Source organism: Allotabrizicola aquatica (SeqCode) (assembly GCF_965194375.1).
In the GTDB taxonomy this organism is placed as follows: Bacteria; Pseudomonadota; Alphaproteobacteria; order Rhodobacterales; family Rhodobacteraceae; genus Tabrizicola_A; species Tabrizicola_A aquatica.
In genome coordinates, this window is the sequence record NZ_CBDAEL010000003.1 from 330,431 (window position 1) to 350,057 (window position 19,627).

16 protein-coding genes and 2 pseudogenes are annotated in these 19,627 nt (G+C 59.6%); 3 read left to right on the forward strand and 15 right to left on the reverse strand.

The window, feature by feature from the left end; all coding sequences use genetic code 11:
- Window positions 1-166 precede the first annotated feature (166 nt).
- On the reverse strand, window positions 167-4,720 hold the full coding sequence (locus AC72UB_RS06895; protein ID WP_505189115.1) for an Ig-like domain-containing protein: 4,554 nt from the start codon (window positions 4,718-4,720) through the stop codon (window positions 167-169).
- A gap of 222 nt (window positions 4,721-4,942) precedes the next feature.
- Here AC72UB_RS06895 and AC72UB_RS06900 point away from each other — a divergent pair, with 222 nt between their 5' ends.
- Entirely contained in the window at window positions 4,943-5,215 is a 273-nt protein-coding gene (locus tag AC72UB_RS06900; RefSeq protein WP_505189116.1) for a hypothetical protein, read from the forward strand.
- A gap of 386 nt (window positions 5,216-5,601) precedes the next feature.
- Here the strand turns inward: AC72UB_RS06900 and AC72UB_RS06905 are convergent, their stop codons facing one another.
- The 4 genes from AC72UB_RS06905 to pufB all read right to left on the reverse strand — a co-directional run bounded on the left by AC72UB_RS06905 (window position 5,602) and on the right by pufB (window position 8,366).
- Entirely contained in the window at window positions 5,602-6,237 is a 636-nt protein-coding gene (locus AC72UB_RS06905; RefSeq protein ID WP_505189117.1) for a hypothetical protein, read from the reverse strand.
- Window positions 6,238-6,290: 53 nt separating this feature from the next.
- A complete protein-coding gene (locus tag AC72UB_RS06910) occupies window positions 6,291-7,766 on the reverse strand; it encodes a PucC family protein (RefSeq protein ID WP_505189118.1) in 1,476 nt (491 codons plus the stop codon).
- A 125-nt stretch (window positions 7,767-7,891) separates the two neighbouring features.
- Complete coding sequence (locus AC72UB_RS06915) at window positions 7,892-8,200, reverse strand: light-harvesting protein (RefSeq protein WP_505189119.1); 309 nt, start codon at window positions 8,198-8,200, stop codon at window positions 7,892-7,894.
- Window positions 8,201-8,210: 10 nt separating this feature from the next.
- Window positions 8,211-8,366 carry a light-harvesting antenna LH1, beta subunit gene (gene pufB / locus AC72UB_RS06920; protein ID WP_463291312.1) on the reverse strand — a complete coding sequence of 52 codons (156 nt, stop codon included), beginning with the start codon at window positions 8,364-8,366 and terminating at the stop codon, window positions 8,211-8,213.
- An 893-nt stretch (window positions 8,367-9,259) separates the two neighbouring features.
- Here pufB and AC72UB_RS06925 point away from each other — a divergent pair.
- On the forward strand, window positions 9,260-9,703 hold the full coding sequence (locus AC72UB_RS06925; RefSeq protein WP_505189120.1) for a DUF6691 family protein: 444 nt from the start codon (window positions 9,260-9,262) through the stop codon (window positions 9,701-9,703).
- Between the two features lie 393 nt (window positions 9,704-10,096).
- Here AC72UB_RS06925 and AC72UB_RS06930 read toward each other — a convergent pair whose 3' ends face one another.
- The 8 genes and pseudogenes from AC72UB_RS06930 to AC72UB_RS06965 all read right to left on the reverse strand — a co-directional run.
- Window positions 10,097-10,933 (reverse strand): amidohydrolase family protein, encoded by an 837-nt coding sequence (locus AC72UB_RS06930; protein ID WP_505189121.1) that lies wholly within the window; start codon window positions 10,931-10,933, stop codon window positions 10,097-10,099.
- Window positions 10,933-11,868: a Gfo/Idh/MocA family protein gene (locus tag AC72UB_RS06935; protein WP_505189122.1), complete on the reverse strand. Its 936-nt coding sequence runs from the start codon at window positions 11,866-11,868 to the stop codon at window positions 10,933-10,935. The genes AC72UB_RS06930 and AC72UB_RS06935 overlap by 1 nt, the downstream gene beginning before the upstream one ends.
- Window positions 11,865-12,809, reverse strand: a complete 945-nt coding sequence (locus AC72UB_RS06940) for a threonine ammonia-lyase (protein WP_505189123.1) — start codon at window positions 12,807-12,809, stop codon at window positions 11,865-11,867. Before AC72UB_RS06940 ends, AC72UB_RS06935 begins: the two co-directional genes overlap by 4 nt.
- Window positions 12,806-13,852, reverse strand: coding sequence for a succinylglutamate desuccinylase/aspartoacylase family protein (locus AC72UB_RS06945; protein WP_505189124.1), 1,047 nt, complete (start codon window positions 13,850-13,852; stop codon window positions 12,806-12,808). The genes AC72UB_RS06940 and AC72UB_RS06945 overlap by 4 nt, the downstream gene beginning before the upstream one ends.
- A gap of 29 nt (window positions 13,853-13,881) precedes the next feature.
- Window positions 13,882-14,922: a DUF4432 family protein gene (locus tag AC72UB_RS06950; protein ID WP_505189125.1), complete on the reverse strand. Its 1,041-nt coding sequence runs from the start codon at window positions 14,920-14,922 to the stop codon at window positions 13,882-13,884.
- A 44-nt stretch (window positions 14,923-14,966) separates the two neighbouring features.
- Entirely contained in the window at window positions 14,967-15,692 is a 726-nt protein-coding gene (locus AC72UB_RS06955; protein ID WP_505189126.1) for an amidohydrolase family protein, read from the reverse strand.
- Between the two features lie 39 nt (window positions 15,693-15,731).
- A pseudogene (locus AC72UB_RS06960) lies at window positions 15,732-15,868 on the reverse strand (integrase core domain-containing protein); the annotation flags it as partial.
- Between the two features lie 5 nt (window positions 15,869-15,873).
- Window positions 15,874-16,312: pseudogene (locus AC72UB_RS06965) on the reverse strand (IS5 family transposase); the annotation flags it as partial.
- 163 nt (window positions 16,313-16,475) lie between these two features.
- On the opposite strand from AC72UB_RS06965, the gene AC72UB_RS06970 reads away from it, so the two are divergent.
- Window positions 16,476-18,251 carry a gamma-glutamyltransferase family protein gene (locus AC72UB_RS06970; RefSeq protein ID WP_505189127.1) on the forward strand — a complete coding sequence of 592 codons (1,776 nt, stop codon included), beginning with the start codon at window positions 16,476-16,478 and terminating at the stop codon, window positions 18,249-18,251.
- A gap of 106 nt (window positions 18,252-18,357) precedes the next feature.
- Here the strand turns inward: AC72UB_RS06970 and AC72UB_RS06975 are convergent, their stop codons facing one another.
- Together AC72UB_RS06975 and AC72UB_RS06980 are read right to left on the reverse strand one after the other, a co-directional pair.
- Complete coding sequence (locus tag AC72UB_RS06975) at window positions 18,358-18,957, reverse strand: antibiotic biosynthesis monooxygenase family protein (protein WP_505189128.1); 600 nt, start codon at window positions 18,955-18,957, stop codon at window positions 18,358-18,360.
- A gap of 349 nt (window positions 18,958-19,306) precedes the next feature.
- Window positions 19,307-19,627: transposase (locus AC72UB_RS06980; RefSeq protein ID WP_505189129.1), on the reverse strand; the 321-nt coding region annotated here is incomplete at its 5' end.

Here is a 19,627-nt window from a genome sequence, read left to right on the forward strand (position 1 = left end):
GGATGGGTCTTGCAGGGATGTCCAGCCAACGCCCATCAACGGGTGGCCTGATACGCAGAAGGCTTCGGCACATGGCGCGTATCACGTGATCAACGGCGCCGCGCACCAAACCCGGCCAAAGCAAAGGGGGCGGCAGTGCCGCCCCTGTCTCAGAATGTGGGCGCCCTCAGAAAGCCATCTGCAGTTGCAGCTTGGCTGAGCTGCGGTCTTGGCCACCGATGCGATCAAAGCTGACGCCGGCGTTCACCGTGGTCAAACCATCGCTGGACGCGCGGGTCAGGTTCAGCGCCAGACCCGACCCGCAATCCCGGGTGCCCGTCACAGCTTCACGACGCTCGCAGGTCAGCCGCGGGGCAAGCGTAACTTCCGACAGGCCCTGCCCGACAGCAGACGCGTTCATCTTGAAGACAAACTCCGGCTCAACAACAAGGCTGTAGAACCGCACCGTGCCGCCCGACACCGGCAAGGCCGTCGAGTTGCCAGCCGTGGTTTGCGTCATGCTCAGATCGCCAATGTAGGTCTGACCAAAGTTCGCCGACACAGACGGGCGCAGAAGATAACTCTGCCGGTCCATCTCGCCAGACACAGACGCGCCCAGCATGATCGACTGGGTGCCATACTGGTCCGCAACGGTGACGGTGCCATCGTCCATGAACAGATCGTTGGCATTCAGCCCAATCCCGCCATAGGCCGACCCGATCACGCCATTTTCCGCCTGCGCGATTACATAGGCACCCGCAACAGCGCCCCATGTGTTCTGCCGCCCCGGAGCACCGCTTTGCAGGTTCGACCGTTGCACGTCAGCGCCCAAGAAATAGCCGTACATGGTGGTGGCATTTGCATAGCGTTCCCATGACATCCGGCCATTCATGCTGAGCGTAGAGCCGACCCCTTCGGTGTCACGGTAATTCAACTCAGCAAAGCCCGTGCGACGCCAGCCATTGGCGACGCTGAGGTAGTTCATGCTGCTGAACAGAAACTCACCGTTGTTATCGGCATTCAGGTCAAACCCGGTGATCTGCAGACCATTAGTGCCCTTGGTGCTGGCAAAAAACTGGTCGCCATAAAGGCTCACGATGTTGCCCGATGAGTCAGTAATGGGCTCTGAAGCGCCGCCAGAACTACCCTCATAGGTGCCATATGGTCCAACTCTCAAGCCACTCCCCGCCCAAGGCATATTGGGCTCAGAACCGAAAGGCGTGGCACCGAAGAAGTAGTCTCCCAGAAATCGGTCTAAAGCACTTTCCATCAAGAACCCATTGCCCGACAGCGAGGTACCTAAGCTGGTGAAGGCCGCTTGAGGCAATGTGCTGTTGGGGGTGCCAAACCACCACAGCTGGCTGCTGAACACAGTGTTGTTCACGGACTGACCCTGTGGCGTCACCGAAACAGCTTGCGACGGTAAGCCATCACCGACCGAGTTCACCGCCAGCATACTGATCGCGTATGTCGTGCCATTCGTCAGCCCCGAGATCGTGATCGGGCTTGTCGTGTCAGAAGGGCTTAAGGCTGTCCAATTTGAGCCACTGTCCAAGCTGTACTTATAGTTGATGATGGCTGACCCGCCGTCTGCCCCTGCAGTAAAGCTGATCGTTGCCGACCCATCCCCCGCCGTGGCCGTCAAGTTGGTTGGAGCCGCTGGGATGGTGGCCTGCTGTTGGGAAGACTCGGGAGTGATAGAGTTCGACGCTACAGAGGATGGCCCAGTGCCCGCCGAGTTCGTTGTGGTCACCGTGAAGGAATAGGCCGTCCCGTTCGTCAAACCTGTGACGGTGATCGGCGAGGAGCTCGCCGAGCCGGTGGCGCCACCCGGGCTGGCTGTCACCGTATACCCCGTGATCGCAGCGCCACCATTGCTGGCGGGTGCTGTGAACGCAACGCTGGCTTGCGCATCGCCCGCCGTCGCTGTCCCAATCGTCGGGGCGCCTGGGACCACGGGAAGTACGCTAAAGGTCCGGCTCAGCTGTGGCGCAGCCAAGTAGGTACCGTCTCCGGCTTGGTCCGCATTGATCGTGCAGCTTCCAGCCGCGACGAAGGTCAGTACACCACCAGAGGTGATGGTGCAAACCCCTGAGGTGGAGGAGGTGAAGGTCACTACCAAGCTTGAACTTGCTGTCGCGCTCAACGTTGGCGTGGTCCCAAAGTTCTGATCACCGGGACTAGCGAAGGTGATCGTCTGGGCCGCACCCGGGGTGACAGCGTTGGAACCCGCCGAGGCTGGACCGTCGCCCGCCGAGTTCGTTGCGGTTACCGTGAAGGCATAAGCCTGTCCATTGGTGAGACCCAGCACGGTGATCGGTGAGCTACTGCCATTGACGGGCGCCACATCCGGGGGGCTCACCGTCACCGTGTAGTTCGTGATCAAGGTTCCGCCCGTGCTGGCAGGGGCTGTGAAGGCAACAGTGGCCTGCGTGTCACCCGCCGTCGCCACTCCAATCGTGGGGGCACCCGGCACTATCGGACTCACTGTGAAGGTCTGGCTCACCTGGGGCGCAGCCGAGAAGCTCCCGTTCCCGGCTTGGTCCGCATTGATCGTGCAGCTGCCAGCCGTGACGAAGGTCAGCGCGCCACCAGAGGTGATGGTGCAAACCCCTGTGGTGGAGGAGGTGAAGGTCACCGACAAGGTTGAACTTGCCGTCGCGCTCAACGTTGGCGTGGTCCCAAAGTTCTGGGTGCCGGGGTTCGCGAAGGTGATCGTCTGGGCCGCCGCCGGGGTGACAGAGTTTGACGCCGCCGAGGCTTGACCGGTGCCTGCCGAGTTCGTTGCGGTCACCGTGAAGGTATAGGCCGTCCCGTTTGTCAAACCTGTAACGATGACAGGCGAGGAACTCCCCGTGCCGAAGGCGCCACCCGGGCTGGCTGTCACCGTATACCCCGTGATCGCAGCGCCACCATTGCTGGCGGGTGCCGTGAACGCAACGCTGGCCTGCGCATCGCCCGCCGTTGCCGTCCCAATCGTCGGGACACCGGGGACCGTGGCCGGAGTGACATACGTGTATTGGTTTGACGCGCCCGTTAAACTTGTTCCCCCGGCCGTTGTGACTGTGACGTTCACAACACCCGCCGAACCCGCAGGTGCTGTGGCGATGATCTGCGTTGCAGAGTTCACGATGAAACCTGTCGCCGGGGTCGCCCCAAAAGATACTGCGGTTGCGCCCGTAAAGCCCGTGCCGGACAGCACAACGCTCGTCCCGCCCGTGGTTGAACCGGAACTTGGGCTAAGGCCGGTGACTGCCGGCTGAACCCCGTTGATAACGAGAGCCTTGTTGTTTCCCAGTGAATTCGCCGCACCCGGCGACGCGAGCGTCAGCGTCGCAGTGTTGCCGGCACTGTCGCGGATCGTGCCGCTATTCAGCGTCAAAGACGATGTCCCGACATAGTCCAGATCGGCGGAGCTATCACCTGCTTGAACCGTGTAGGTGAAGGTTAAGGCCGAGGTCCCAGAGCCGGAGGCATAACTCACAGTCTGATCCGTTGAGCCCGTCTCCAAGGTCAACTGCGGTGTTCCGGTGACCGTCACGGATTCATTGAAGTTCACCTGAACGCTGACGGTGTCACCGACCGTGTAGGTGCCATCGGCTGTGGATGAGTTGACAGAGGTCACTGTGGGAGCAACCGTATCAATCATGTAGTTGTTGCTGTCCGTGGTTCCCGTCCCAGCATTCCCAGCCGCGTCGGTGACGCCGATCATATCAAGGGTAATGACGTTTGTTGCATCGGTTATGGAAGCCGTGGGCGTCAGGGTCGCGGTCCAAGTGATACCACCATCACTGCTGCTAACAGCCGAGAGTGTTCCATTCGCGATGGTCAGATCGGCATTGGTAAACCCTGCCACAGCCTCGCTGAACGTAAAGGTGACCGATGATGTTTCCCCGATACTTAATGCCGTGTCCGCGACAACAATGGTTGCCGTGGGTCGCACTGTATCGATCGCGTAATTGTTGCTGTCTGTGGTGCCTGTCCCAGAGTTTCCGGCCGCATTCGCCACACCTGTCATGGCAAGCGTGATGATGTTTGTCGCATCCGTCACGGAAGCCGTCGGCGTGAAGGTCGCGGTCCAAGTGACGCCACCATCACTGCTGCTGACAGAGGAAAGCGTCCCATTGGCAATGGTCAGATCAGCATTGGCAAATCCCGTCACGGCCTCGCTGAAGGTAATGGTCACCAAAGATGTGTCTGCGATGCGCAAAGCATTGTTCGAAACGACAATGCTTGCCGCGGGGCGTACGGTCGCGACCGAATAATTATTGCTGTTCGTTGTACCGACCCCGGGATTGCTGGCCGCATCTGTAAGACCGGTCATATCGAGGGTGATGACGTTTGTTGCATCCGTCATGGAAGCCGTCGGCGTAAAGGTCGCGGTCCAAGTGATGCCACCATCACCGCTGCTGACAGCGGACAGCATCCCATTGGCAATGGTGAGATCGGCATTGCTAAACCCGGTGACAGCCTCGCTGAACGTAAAGGTGCCCAGAGATGTTTCCCCGGCGAGCAATGCGGTGTCCGACACGACAATGCTGGATGTCGGCGGGGTCGTATCTACTGGCGCGGCGGCAACAGATGACCATTGAACAATACGATCGAAATAATCGCTATATAGATATCCTCCGGTAAAGCCGATGCCGGTAAAGGTGAATGTCTCTGTCCCGCAAGCAGAGATGAATCTTGGTGTCGGTGTAACCCCCCCGACCCCATGAGGTATATACCGGGTCCATAGCAACCGGCATCTCGATTCCTGACAGTGTCCCCAACAGTCGGAGAGATGGTGATAGCACCGGAATAAGCATCTACATCATATTCGATGAGTTCCAGATCGGCTGCTTGAGCAAAAGAAAAAATGCCGCTAAGGCAAAATGCCATCATGGCAAGCACAGTCCGCCGCATCCGGAACGCTCGGACTGACCTGACGCAGGCGTTTGAGAGCGTTGCGCAGGAGATAGCCTTGAAAACGCGAAGCATCAGTAACAATCCTTGGCTTGTGATAACTGGCCATGAAAGAACTGAGCTGGATAAATTGCCCTTAGCTCTGACGCCCTGTGTCATTTTACTCCAGGGGTCACATGCCGAGGCCAAAACACCTATTAAAACTGGCTTTCTTGCCAAATTAGGCGTTTGCCAAAAATTTGAGACGTTGATGACGCAAAGGCCCCGTCTTGCTGCCTTATGGGGCTTGGCCATGGCGCATGTCATTTTGGATTTTTCACGATTTGTATAAGTCGATCTAATGTCCTCTAGACAATTGGCATGCAGCTTTTGGGCTGCGCAATCTTCCGCACCAGAACATGAGGCTTGCGGCGGCTGCAGCGGATGTTGTTGGAATTGTAAGGCCGGCAAGAGGGATCTCGATCAAGCAGACCGAGTTCGCAGCAGCTACGGCTGCTCTTGCGATAAATGGCGCCTCAAGCCTCCTAGCACCCGCAAAAAAACACTCAAATGTACCTCTTTGGCACCCTCTCCGCTTCCACCCGCTGCAAGCGGGCACCACGCCTTCAAGCGCCCCCGTGCTTCGCAGGGGCGCTTGGGATTTCGAGCGAGATACAACCATCACGCCGGCCGCACTCCCAGTCTGCTGCGGCGGGGTGGTGGTCTGATGTCAGCAGATCACCGAATGATGGTGGGCACATCGTCCCGCGACGGCCATCGGCTTGTCAACAAAGGCAGACCGAAGAGCGAGGAGAACAGCCGCCCGCCCCGAATGGCCGAGCTGCGCTCTTTGGGCGGCGAGACCAGTTTCATGGGCCAGAACATCCGAGACATATGACCGCCGCCCCGCATCGCCGAGGTGCGCGGTTTGCTTTCCATGATCGGGTTGCTGCCGAAGATATGCCCATGGGACAACCGGCGGAACGGATTGGACATGAACAGCGGGTGGTCGTTCATGATGCTGTTTGAGAACCGTGCGTCCGGGTATTCACGCAGATAGACGTCCTCATCGGCCAGGCCCACATCCATTGCGGGATGCTTTTGCAAAACCCGCATCGCCTTTTGCGCCGTCCCGATGGGGTTGAAGGGGGCCTGCACCACCAACAGTGCTTGCTTGCCCGTCATCGCCTGCAGATAGGCCGCAGCCGAGGCTTTGCTGACCCGCGCGGCGTTCATCGCGGCGGCGGCCTCGTCGGATTTGCCGCCCAGAATGATCTGGATCGTGTCTTCGGTCTGACCCTTTTCCAAAAGGCTCGCCCGTGCGGCATTCGCGGCGGACTGGGTCGGGTAAAGTCGTGTGATGATGGTCGTCATAATTCACCTTTTGTCCTGGGAGGCCCGTAAGGACCGGTTGACGTAATCTTCGTTCAGCCTGCGCGCCCCTCCACCAAGGGCGACGCCGCGGTTTGCGCGTCTTTCACCCCTGTCGGACCGGATTTCTCGGCTGCTTCTAATGTGGTTTTGCGTAGTCCAGTCTTGCCCCGCAAGGGTAACGCCAACAAGAGGCCAGGCGTCAAGAGCCCGGCTTCAAGGGCGAAGACCGATGTATAGGGCGTCGCGGCAGAGGCCCCCATCGTTTCTTTCGCCAAAATCACGTCCCGGATCACCCCGCCAAGGGCGATTGCAACTCCGGCAGAGGTGGCCTGCACAGCCCCCCAAGCCCCCAGCGAAAGCCCGATCTGGTCACGCGGCGCCGAGCGCATCGTGGCGGTCAATGTGCCATGCGCGAACAGCCCCGCACCAAACCCCGCCAGAACCGTGCCCGTCCACAGGACCGGAACGGACAGCAGCGTTGATGACCAGACAATCAGGCCAAAGGCCGGAATACCGACCGCAGCACCAAAAATCGACATCTCAATCGGACGGGTGCCCGCGCCAAGCCATCGCGACGCCATAACAAAACCGACAAGGCTGCCGCAGGCCAGAAACACGGTCAGTCTTGTGGTTTCGGCCACGCTCATCAGCAGAACCTGCCCGCCAAACGGCTCAAGCAGAACATCGGCCATGCCAAAACCCGCGGTTCCAAGTGCAATGACTGTCAAAAGACGCATCATGCCCGGCCGTTCGGTCAGGCGGGCCCAAGCTTCGGAAAACCCGACCTGCGGGCCCTGAGGCGTTATCGCCCGGTTGCGGTCACGCGCCTCTTGCTTCCACATGGCGTAGAAGTTCAGCGCAATGGTGATCACCGCCGAGCCTTGGATGACTTGGATCAGGCGGCCCGGTGTGTAAGTCTCAAGAAGGGCGCCGTAGACAAAGGCGCTGACGATCATGCCAACCAACAGCATCACATACATCAGCCCGACGACCTTTGGCTGATCCGCTTCCGGCACCAGATCGGTTGCCAAGGCCAACCCGATCGTTTGCACAATATGCACCCCCGCGCCCACCAGCAAAAAGGCGAGCGCGGCCGAACTCAGCCCAATCCAGCGCGGTGCATTGATCGCCTCGCCATAGCCTGACAGCACCAAAAGCGCGAAGGGCATGATGGCAAAACCGCCGAACTGCAGCATCGTGCCCTTGAAGATATAGGGCAAGCGCCGCAGCCCCAGCGCCGACTGGAACCGATCTGACCGAAAGCCAATCAACGCCCGGAACGGGGCAAAGAGAAGCGGCAAGGCCAACATTCCAGCCACAAGCGCTGCAGGAACCTTCAGCTCGACAATCATCACACGGTTCAGCGTGCCAACCATCAAGACCAAGGCCATGCCAACGGAAACTTGAAAAAGCGACAGACGCAGCAGTCTCGACAAAGGCACGTCATCCGATGCCGCGTCGGCGAAAGGCAGATAGCGGACCCCGACCCCCGAGATCTTGCGCAGCGCGTAGCTTTTGTAATTGAACATCGGCTGACCCGACCATTCTTGGGGACAAATCGACCCCATGCGGAAATTATGGTGTGAGACCCTCATGCCGGAGGACAGGGGGCCTCACACCTGCTGTCACCGCCCCTGGCACAGGGCGGATCAGCCTAGTAGGACGCCAGCTGGTCAGGCGCTTGCAGAACTGCAATTGCCGTTGTGCCATCTGGCATCGTGATCAGCACTTCTTTCCCTGCCGAAGCGGTGTAGGAAGCTTTGGCGGCCTCCTCCTCTGGCAAGACAAGCGTAGCTGACGCCATGCCCGCGCCGATCGGCTTACCGGACAGGAAGTCGGCAACCCAAGTTGTGTTGCTGAGAACAGCGACGTGGACCGCAAAGGACCCCACGGCGACTGCACCCAAAAACAGCGGGATGCCAACGGTTGGCTTCACGACGAGCCACATCTTTGCATTGTTCATGATGTGCTCCTCACCCAAGCCACGGGGTCGAAACGGCAACCAGAATGTGCGCGATAAGGGCGATAACGCCGAACACGCGCGTGCCGTCGATCAGGTAGCTGTGGACTTCTTCTGCTTCTCTCAAGTTCAGGCCAGTTGGCCAGACCTTGTCAGGATCGTTGGACATTGATGTTCCTCCGTGCCCTCGTCGTCACTTTCAAAGAGGGGCAGAGTGACGACACTGGCTCTGCCCAGCCCGGACAAGCAAACGTCTTACGCACTACCTGATGGGCCCATGCCACTATGTCACCACAAATTTACAGTTTCAAGTGTTTAACTTGGTTGACGCTGCGTCGGGGAGATCACGCGAAATTCTGAAAAAATACTCGTACTTTATATATTTATCAATGAATTAAGAAATTCTCACGAAAACGCGACGCCGATCGAATCTAGACGTACACCGCAACATGTGCCACAATTTTGCCGCATAATGTCTCGAAAAACACAGCGGGCAACCCCACCGCCGACTCTGTGGCAGGGGTGGCGCAGAGCGCTCGCTTCGATGCGAAGAAGGCAAGGGCGATCCTGCTCCACCCGTTTTGCCAGCTTGTTTTTCCCAAACTGATTTTGAAAGAGGGAGGATGTTGTCTTGAGTGAGTTAGAGTCTGGGTTCGGATCGCTGCTCATAGGAGGCACTCTCATTGGCCTCGCAGCAGGTCTTTTGACCGTTCTGACAGGCCGGGCCATGAGCGCTTCCAGGATGATTGGAAGCCTTCTTGGTGGCGCCGAAGGCGTAGCAGCAACCAGCATTGCCTTTATTGGGGGCAGTATAGCGGCCCCGCTGATTATGGCCAAGTTTGGGTTTGGAATCCCAGTTTCTGTCGAACCCAACTGGGCACTTCTTGTTGCCGGCGATGTCCTTATCGGACTTGGGGTGCGCTTTGGCGGCGCAAGCTTGGGAGGCGCCCTAACCGGAACGGCAAGGCGCTCGGGGCGCATGGGTGCCATTTGGGGGGCGATTGTGGCAGGTGCCGCAGTCGCGGTCTATCTGCAAGGACTGCTAAGCGGTGGAGGTGTCGCATGATCCGTCTTGTCGCATTGGCGTGCGGCCTGCTGTGTGGCGCAGGTTTTGTCTTGTCCGGCCTTCATGACCCCGCTTTGCTGCAATCATTCCTGATGCTGGGGACGTCCTGGAACCTTTCACTGGGGTTTGGCCTGCTTGTTGCCGTGGTCACGGCCGCAATTGTCGTGACCTTAGCGGGCAAACATCAGGCACCTCTTCTGGGCGGGCAGGCCGAGCCAGTGGATGGCACATCAGGCTGGAAGCCGATCACAAGTGGCCTTTTGTTTGGGTTCGGCTGGGGCCTCGCAGGTTACATCCCATTGGCAGCCTTGGCTGCGGCCGGGATGTTTTCCCCGGGGGCGATGATTTTTCTTGTCTCGGTGCTGGGCGGAATGATCGTGGCTGATGTGATCACGGGAGACATTGGGCGAAAGAGCAACGGGCGTTTTTCGCGTGGGTGAGCCTCAAGGCGCGCCGCACGGCAAAAGCGGCAATGCGGGATTGTTTCGCACCGTCGCGAGCCGACACGTGGCGCGCGACCAGAATTTCGCCGCACGCGACGCCAACATTGGCGGGCGCTCCTGCAAAGATCATAACGTGCTCAACCGCGACACTGCACATTGATCGTCGAAACGGCAGGTGCACGCCACAGGAAAAGAGAGACTTACGACGTCTCGACAGGTTTAAGAAAGCGAAGACAGTAAATGGCGGAGCAAGAGGCACTGGCAATGAACTCTCGCGGCGGGATGCTGAGTAGTCCCGCGCTGACCTGCGGGTAGCGAGACATTTAGGCCTTCCCGGAATTGTCCGTGTGAACCAGCCAATAGAAGGCCACCCTACCAAAACACCTGTTTTCACCCAGTGGTGCGATCCAGCAGGCGGACCAGATTGCCACCCATGACCTGAGCTGTTTCTTCGGACGTCAGGTGGCAGCCGGTGAGCACAGGGATCGTCTGGTCAAACCTCAAAAACTCCAGCGCCGGGCTGAAGTCCGATCCCCATAGGCACCTTTCGGGCCCAAAGGCTGCCAAAACCTCAGCCACAAACGGATCTGCCGTCTGCTGCGGCCACAGGCTTGGAGGATCGCAGATCGCGTAGAGGCCGGAGATCTTGACGTAAACGTTATCGTGCCCGGCCAGCGCCAGCAACGGGCGTAGCCTGTCGTGCGGGGCCTGCCCATGTGGAGGTGCGCCGTGGCGGCCCGGCAGACCTACATGGGAGAAGAGAAAACGACAGTCAGGTGCAGCGGCGATCACCGGGGCCAACAGAGCTGTCGCCTCGGGTCGGGCGTTCAGCGAAATCAGCGCCGCATGGTCGTTCAGGGAGCGCCATGCCTCTGCGGACCAACCCGACAACGCGGTCGCCGCCGCCGTGTCCGCCACATAGAGCGCCAGCCCCCGGTGGCCCTCTGCCAGCCGGTTGCGGATCCATGCCGCATCTGGCGAGGCGCCGACATCGCAAAAGGCAAGGCTGTGCAGCCATTCGCGTCCCGGGGCCAGTTCGCGCAGATAGCGGTTGTTATCGGGGTCGATCGCGTCGGCCTCATATCCGATCACAAGACCCGCCCGGATGCCGTGCGTCTGGCGAAGACGATCGTAGGCATCGATGTCGGACAGGCCGCCCAGACGGGCATGGATCGACGCAGGCCCATATCCATGCCGGAACAAGTGCAGATGGGCATCGGCCAGCATCACGCCGATCCTGACCCGACAAGGCCAAGGTCGGCCAGCACCATTTCCACCGCCTTCAGGCCTGCGATGGCATCGTCCATGGTGACCTCTGGCGGTGCGATACCGGTACTGATGGCGGCAAGGAAGGCCGTCTGTTCCGCCAGCAGTGCGTCTTCGGTCGGATCGCTGTGAAAGATCCGCCCCGCTGCAGAAGAGGTCAGGCCGGACCCGACGACCAATTCAAGGCTGCCATCTTCGCCCAGAACCTCAATCCGGTCGGGCGGGGCATCTTCACCAGGATAGGTCCAGGCCGAGACCAGCTGCCACAGGACGCCACCGCTGTCACGCAGCGTGGCATGAGTGACCGAACGCCCATCCCGGCCCCTCACCCGATCCGCCCGCGCGGATATCGCACGGTTGCCTGTCATCCACTGCGCAAGGTCAATGTCGTGGACCATCGTCATCAGGACTGGGTCAATGTCGGCATAGCGCAGCGCATGGCCCGCATCGCGGTAGCGCCGCGATGTGACCGACAGCACGGGCCCGATGGTGCTGCGATGCACCGCACTGGCCAGGGCCTGGTGCTGGGCGGAAAAGCGCAGCACGTGGCCCGGCAGTGCAAAGGTTCCGCTGGCCGCCGCAAGCTGCCCGATCCGCGCCGCTTCTTTGCTAGTCAGCGCAACCGGCTTTTCTACGAGAACCGGAATGCCGCGCGCCAGAGCCGCCCCAGCCAAAGGCAGATGCGCGGCGGCAGAGGCGGCGATAATGACGCCATCAGGGCGAAAGGTGTCCATGAGCGCAATCGCGTCCGGCCCTGTCTCTGCGCCGAAATCAGCCCGCGCGCGGTCCGCTAAGGCGACCACTGGGTCAGCCGCTGCGATCACCGCGCCCTGCCCCACAAGGAGCTCCATATGCGTGCGCCCAAAGAGCCCGGCACCAGCAACCAAGATCTTCATAAAACGGTCCCCTCCAGCCCCGCCCCACAGACCAGCGTGCAGATGCGGCGGGACCCGGCAAACGCCGCCGGATGAACCCGAAGAGCCGCCGTCGTGGCTGCGCCGGCAAGATCAGCAGCAATGCCGAACTCGCGCCACAACCAGCGCGAGGCGGCAAGCATATCGTCATCTTCGACTAAGAGGATCTCATCGATCACCCCCTGCGCGATCTGGAAAATCCGTTCGTCGGTCTTGTGGCAAGACATGGTGGGAACACGGCTTGTGACCGCATCGAGGCCAACAAGCCTGCCAGCCTTCAGACTGGCGGCAAGGGTCGGCGATCCGACGGGCTCGACCCCCATGATGCTGACACCGGGCCGCAGGGCGCGGATCACCGTGCCCAACCCCGAGATCAGCCCACCCCCCCCAATGGCAACGACCAGAGTGTCAAAGTCGCCCGCCTGTTCGAGCAGTTCCAGCCCGATAGTGCCCTGTCCGGCCACAACCTGCGGATCAGCGAATGGGTGGAAATAGGTGGCACCGGTTTGCGCGACATCGGCCCGGGCCGCCGCATCAGCGGTGACGAATTCGTCGCCCGCGATTGTCACCGTCGCGCCCCAGCCCCGCATCGCCGCTGCCTTGGCGGGCGAGACGCCCGAGGGCACATAGATCCGCGCGGCTTGCCCAACGAGCGAGGCGGCCCAGGCCACGGCTACACCGTGATTGCCACCCGATGCCGCGACAATGCCCGCGGCGATCCGGTCCGGTTGCAGGTCTGTCAGCCTGCTAATGGCACCCCGCGCCTTGAACGACCCCGTCACCTGATGCAGTTCCAGCTTGGCCACCACCTCGGCCGCGATCGGCAATGGCTCACGCGCGCGATCAAGAACCATCACCGGGGTCAGACGTATCTGGCCTGCGATGCGGTCCCGCGCGCTCCCTACATCCGAAAGTGCGATCATGCTCCGGCTCCGCTCAGGCCCATGGGCAAGCCCTTGGCAGGGGCAGCGACGACCAAGACACAGTTTCCTGGCGCAACACGGCCCAGATGACGCCTGCCGAAAACGATCCCGTCCAGCGCGTAACACAGGGTTACCGGACGAAAGGCGGTGTCCCAGGGTCGGTGGATGCGTCCGGCGGGCTGGCCTGCGAATACCGGGGTCCCAAGCTCGTGAAATGGCTCGAACACGCCATCGTCGTCGGCATAGACATAGGCGGCAGGGCCTGGCAGATTGAGGATGTCGCCTGCCTGTGGCGGAGCATTGCCGGTCGGTTCTATTACCCCCAAATGGGCCAGCACATTGCGAACGCCTTTGCGGCAGATGTCCAGCGCATCTAGAGACACCGTCCCGCCGCCACGCATTTCGGTGCCGACAGTGGTTAGCCCGGCCCGACATGCTGTCGCTGTTGCCGTGCGCGGATCGCCCAGATTTCCGATCACGACCGTATTGGGCGCACCAAATGCACGCACGGCGGCGACGTTGCGCGCATAGTGCCGGGCATCCGCGACCGGTTCGATGATCGCGCTGGGAAGGATCTGCAGCGACGATCCGCCCGAATGCAGATCCAGAAACGCATCGCCCATCGGAAAGATATGATCGGTCAGATAAGCCGCGATCTGCTGGGTGATCGTGCCCCTGGGGTCGCCCGGAAACGCCCGATTGAGATTTACACCGTCAACCGGGGAAGTGCGCTGGGCCGACGTGCAGGCATGAACGTTGTTGGCGGGCATCAAGATCAGGCGGCCGCTGACCTTGGCAGGGTCAAGGTCGCGGATCATTTCGGAAATGGTGATCGACCCTTCATATTCGTCGCCATGGTTACCCCCTTCTAGAATCACCGTCGGCCCCGTCCCGTTCGCGATGATGCCGATGGGCAGGCGGGTTACGCCCCACGCGTCATCATGCGGCGAATGGGGGAACATCACGAATCCAGCCTGACGACCCGGCTTGTCGAAATCGACGGTTGCAAAGGCATTTCCGGCGGGTCGGTCAGGCGAAGTCATCGTGTTGTTCCTATCATTGTCCGTCTGGGTCAAATGGGTCTGCCGATAGCGGTGATTTCGGCGACAAGTGCTGTGGCGGCGGCCGCATCAACTGCGCCAAACTCATAGCCGAAATCGATGGTTTGGCCGGGCGGCAGGCAGACCAGTTGTCCACGCCGGCCAGCCGCGGCCAGACCATCTGGGTAGGCCGTTGAGGGCATCATGAAACCAGCCGCGTCCTCATCACCATTGCGAATGATCCAGCGCACCGCCAATGGAAGTTCGTCGGTCCGCCACGTCACGAAATCCGCCGTGCCGTCTGGGTGCATTTGGGCGGCATGGGTCTGTCCGCTAGGCCCAGAGACAGGGCGCAGAACCGCAACACTTTCCACTGACATTGAGCCGGATGGCGGAACATCACGCAACGCCGATGATTGCGGCGCGGTCCAAGCGGCGGCGTCGCGTTCGGCGAGCGAAGCATTCAGCGCCGGTTTGGAGGTGTTGCGGATCAGGATGTCACCATCCTGCACCGTGTCGATGAAACGGCCGCCATCGGCAGGGCGGAAATTGACATGGGCCAGATAGAGCAGATCCATCGGGCGTTGCTGACGGTTCTGGATCCCCATGCGAACGCTGATCCGGGTACTGCCCTGCCTGATCCGCAGGCTGGCCGTCGCATCGTAGCTGTGGCCAAAGGCGCGGGTCTGGCGGGTCGTGCCGGTCAGCGTGGCGGCCATCGCGCCATCCAGACTTTCCAGCTGAATGAGGGCGTTGTCATAGCGCGCATTGGGGAGTTCACCATGCAGCGGGTGCCTGTCTTCGAGCCCGGGATTACCCATCGCCGCCGCCCCACAATGCAAAAGGAGCCCGCCATTATTGCTTAGAAAATCTGCGGTATCTTGCGGTTCGTCGAAGGCCGACCCCATGGTCAACCGCCGCCCAAGGAACGTGGCATCCCACACCTGCTGCCCCTGAAACGGCAGCACGATTACCTCGCCCGCGCCATTCAGGATGCGCAGGGCGGCCACCCCAGACCGGTAGCGGAAGCCGTTTACCACAATGCCTCCCGCTTTCGCGAACGTCCGTTCCACCGGCCCGAATTGATCAGGAGAAAGAGGGATCTCGACCGGGCCTGTCATCGGATCGTCCTTGGCGAAAGCTGGTTGAGATTAACCGTGTAGCCCATCTGCCGGAACAAACCAGCGGCCGCCGCGCGGATGTCGACAACGGTCGAACGTTCGGCCCGGTGCGGAAACCGACCCGCCTCTAGCGCGATCCGTCCGTTGATGACCGCCCTGCGAACTGAGCGGGACCGCGGCGCATAGACCAAATTTCGGATCATGTCGGTCGAGGGCACTATCTTGGGACGGTCCAGCCTCTTGATCACGATGTCAACGCGCTTGTCGGTCTGCAGCTTACCGGAGCTATCCTCCTGCCCCGCGGCACGCGCGCCCGCGCCCGTGGCAATCCACAAACCGTCCTCGGTAATCAGAACGTGACGGGCGCCACACACGTCGCGCGCCACAGGTTTGGCAAGGCTGATCTGCCGCCTGAGGTCGAGACCACTCGACCAGTTCGCGAAAACCGAGCCCAGCTCAATCTTCGCGCCGCGCCGCCACAACACGGCATGCCGCCCGTGGACTGAGCCCCAGTAGCCCCACATCATTAAGGCAGCAGGTGCCCAGGCGATCAAGTTTCCCTTATCGGCCAGCACAACACATCCTGTACGCGTTAGGTTGCTGGCCTGCACAAATGTCACGTTCCGATCCCAAAATCCAATGTCGTTCAGGTGCAACAAAGGGTCCTTGTCCAACCTCTGGCGGTCAGCCGCCGTGTCAGCGTTGCTGTAGGACTGGCGCATGTTGATGGCGTGCCCTCATTTGGTGATCTGGGTCAATTGTTAGTGCATCGTGGGCCTCTGGTCCACTGGGTGATGCTTTTGGGTGTCGGTCGCCGATATCCCAAAGCGCTGTGCGGCCTGACTGGGTTGTGGTGGGTGCGCCATGGCTTGATGAGGATTCTAGCTTCCCGAAGGCTTAAGGTCAGGAGTTGTGCTGGCCTTGTGGCCAGAAGATGAGGGTAGCGGCGAATGTGACGGCGGAGAGGAAGGCCTTTAAGCATCTGTCAGAGCGGGTAGCCACTCCACGCCAATCCTTCGGACGCCCCAACATCATCTCAATCATGTTGTGGCGTTTCTAACGGCGCGTGTCGTATTTGATAGGCTTGGCCCGCGACTTCCTGCCGGGGATACAGGGTTTTGGCCCTTGTCTTTCAACACTGCCCTGAACCTGTCGGCATCTAGCCCCGGTCGGCCAAAAGCCATTCAGCTAAAGGCAGACTGCCCAGAAGGGTAGCTGCGCCCGCGTAATCGTTGACCTGGCCGGCAGTCATGTAGAACCGGATCGGACGGCGGTCCGCATAAGCGACGGCGTGCAGCTTAATGCTCAAGCCGCCCTTCGTCCGGCCGATCAGACGGCCTCTTTGGTCGCCTGTCCCCCTTTTTCGACCGCAGGCTGAATCACACCAGCTGTGCGAGATAAATTGGTCCTATCCCTAGAACGCGCGGGCGTATTTCAGCAAATATTGCTTCTTAAAAGTAAATAGTGATGATGGGATATAACAGTTCCATCAGGAGAATTGCAGCATGAGCACCCGTGCATTTCGGAGCGCTTCGACGGACGAAAGCACATTTCACGCGCGGCTTTTGGGTACACGTGGTGCGATCGCTACAGAAAATTATCTCGCGACGCATGCAGGCGCCGACATACTCAAAGCTGGAGGCAATGCCGTCGACGCTGCAGTTGCTGCGGTCCTCGTCGAGGGGTTGGTAAATCCTCAAATGCATACATTTGGCGGAGAATGTCCTATTCTGGTCCGCATGGCGCAGAGCGGGGATGTCGAAGCGGTCAATGGAAATACAGCCGCACCACAAAGAGCGACTGCTCAAGCTTATCGTGATCGGGGCTATTCAGATGTGCCGGACGAAGGTGTGCTGGCAGCCGGCGTCCCGGCAGCCCCCGGCGCACTGATCCGAACACTGGCGCGCCACGGCCGATTGTCTCTGGCCGAAGTGGCCGCACCGGCCATAGAGCTAGCGCGCAACGGTTTTCCTTTGCACTCAGGAATGCTGAACCAAGAAAAGTTCGGCATCCGTGCCCTCGAACAGAAATTCCGTCGTGAATGGCCCGGCAGTGCGGCGCTTTATTTGCCAGATGGGGATCTGCCGCAGGTGGGCCAGATCTTCCGCAATCCAGCACTGGCTGCCACTCTGGAGGCGCTGGTCCACGCCGAAACAAGCACACGCGGAGATCGCAAGGCAGGCCTCGACGCTGCATATCGCAACTTCTATCAGGGCGACATCGCCAATGAGATCGCGCGGTTTTGCAAGGAGAGAGATGGATTTCTCGAGCGCACCGATCTCGCAGTTTATGAGACCCAGATCGAAACGCCACATGCAATGAGTTTTGCTGGCACTACTTTATACAAATGCGGATTCTGGACCCAAGGACCGACCATACTCCAATGTCTCGCGATGCTGGAGCGTAGAAATCTACACAGTCTAGGTCATAACAGCGCTGAGTATCTGCATGTCCTGATTGAAACCATCAAACTGGTATATGCGGATCGAGAACAATATTACGGGGACCCGTCTCAGGCGCATGTCCCTTCAGAGATGCTGTTGTCGAAGGAGTATGCAGCGCTAAGGGATGCGTTGATTGATACGGGCAAAGCCATAGGTGAAATGCGGCCCGGCGATGCCTGGGAGGGTAAGGCGCTATTGGCAAAGGAGAAGCGCTTTGAAGTTGCTCCGTGGGGGCATGGCACCGTGCATGTGGATGTTATTGATTCAGAGGGCAATATGGTCGCCGCAACTCCGAGTGGTGCCTGGATCAAGTCTGCAGAGGTGATTCCTGCGCTTGGCTTCCCTCTCGGCAACCGCTTGATGACCTTTTATCTCGAGCCAGAGCACCATCCAAACAGGGTTGCCCCGTTCAAACGGCCGCGAACGACCATAAGCCCTTCACTGGCACTTCGTGGCGACAAGCCATGGATGGTTTTTGGCAGCATGGGAGGGGATCAGCAAGACCAGTGGCAACTTCAATTCTATCTCAACCGGGTGTTGTTCGGAATGACCATCCAACAAGCGATTGAGGCACCGAAACTCAGCAGCGAGAACTTCCCTGGCTTTTTCGCTCCACATGACCGTTTTCCCAATCGCGTGCGTATTGAGCCACGCGTCGGGGGGGCAGTTTTGCAGGAGTTAGAAAAACTAGGTCATGATATCGAGGTCGCGACGGATTGGTCAGAGGGCTATCTGCTGGCAGCCTCATATGACCCCGATACAGGTGTTCTTGAGGCTGGCAGCGATCCGCGCGGACCAAAAGGAGATGTCTTTCAGTCAAGCGCAATGTGTTGGTAACCCTTAGCGGAAGCTATGGACCAAAGTTCAAGCTTGGCCTGAAGGTCAGCCGGACCGCATAACATCGCAGCGAACTGGCCAGATTCAGCAACCTCAAGACAGGTAATCATGACTCTTTTCTGGTTGGCGATACCGGTGCCTCTGCGCGATCATGCATGCCGTAGTCGCGTATAACCAGTAATGCTAGGACCTCCGTAAGGCCTGGTGACGGGGCGATGGCTGCAACAAGCGCCAATGTCCGTTGGATCGTCTGAGCCTCTGCCAAAGCGATGAACGATGCAGCATTGTTCACACTTTGGAAGCATGAGAAATCTGGGTGTTTAAGTTCCAAGTTTCCATAGGCCGCCACAACATAGCGGGCGTTGGCCGATCGCGCCATCTCGGGCAATGCCTGCGGTATGTCTTGCCCGGTCCTGACATGTAAAACACGTTCAGCGACGCGGATCCGGTAGTCTTCAAAATGAACTGTGCGGCCTGCGGTCTGGGAGCTTCGGTGAACGCAGTCCTGACGCCAGGCTGCAATGGCAGCGTCACTTTCCCAAAACTGATGCGACAGCAAGATATCCCTGTCCACAAGCGATGAGTAGCGATCTATAAAGATCAACCCTGCATGCTGCGCAAGCACGGGCTTAAGGACAGCGACATGTTCAAAGTAATGCTTCAAATGTCCTTGCTTTGGGCGGACCTCAAAAAACAACGCATGCATGTGAGTTACTCCTCAAATCTTGGACAGTCTTGCGGGTTATTCTAGCCATTATCTGCGCCTGCTGATCGGTTTTTCAATTGCGCTGAAGGATGTCGTCAGACAAATGCGAACCGGTCTCCGGCTCCATAACCCCAGCTGTGTGTCAGGCTTCAAGTAGGCCGCGCCGCCTGGCGACAGAAGCGGTACGGCTGGCCCGGTAGCGATCGCATGATGTAATCGTCAGCGCTGTTCAGATCAGCGCTGGTCTCGTTTTGAAGCTATGGCAAGCGGGGTGTTTGTTTGTCTGCGGACGATACGCAATTGGCTTGTTTGAGCTACTCCCCAACTCTTGGACAGCTTTCCGGGTTGTTTAAGCTACTGCCTGCACCTGCTGATCGGTTTCAATGCGGTTAAAGTAGACCACGGCGGGCGGTTGGCCGCCATGGGCAGTGTGAGGGCGTTGGTGGTTGTAGAAGGTGATCCAGCGCCCGATGCCGACCCGTGCCTGCGATCCGGTTTCCCAGGCGTGCAGATAGACGCATTCATACTTCAGGGACCGCCACAGGCGCTCGATGAAGATGTTGTCGATGCAGCGCCCTTTGCCGTCCATAGAGATCCGGGTGCCAACCCGTTTCAGCCTGTCAGTCCAGACGAAGGACGTGAACTGGCTGCCCTGATCCGTGTTCATGAT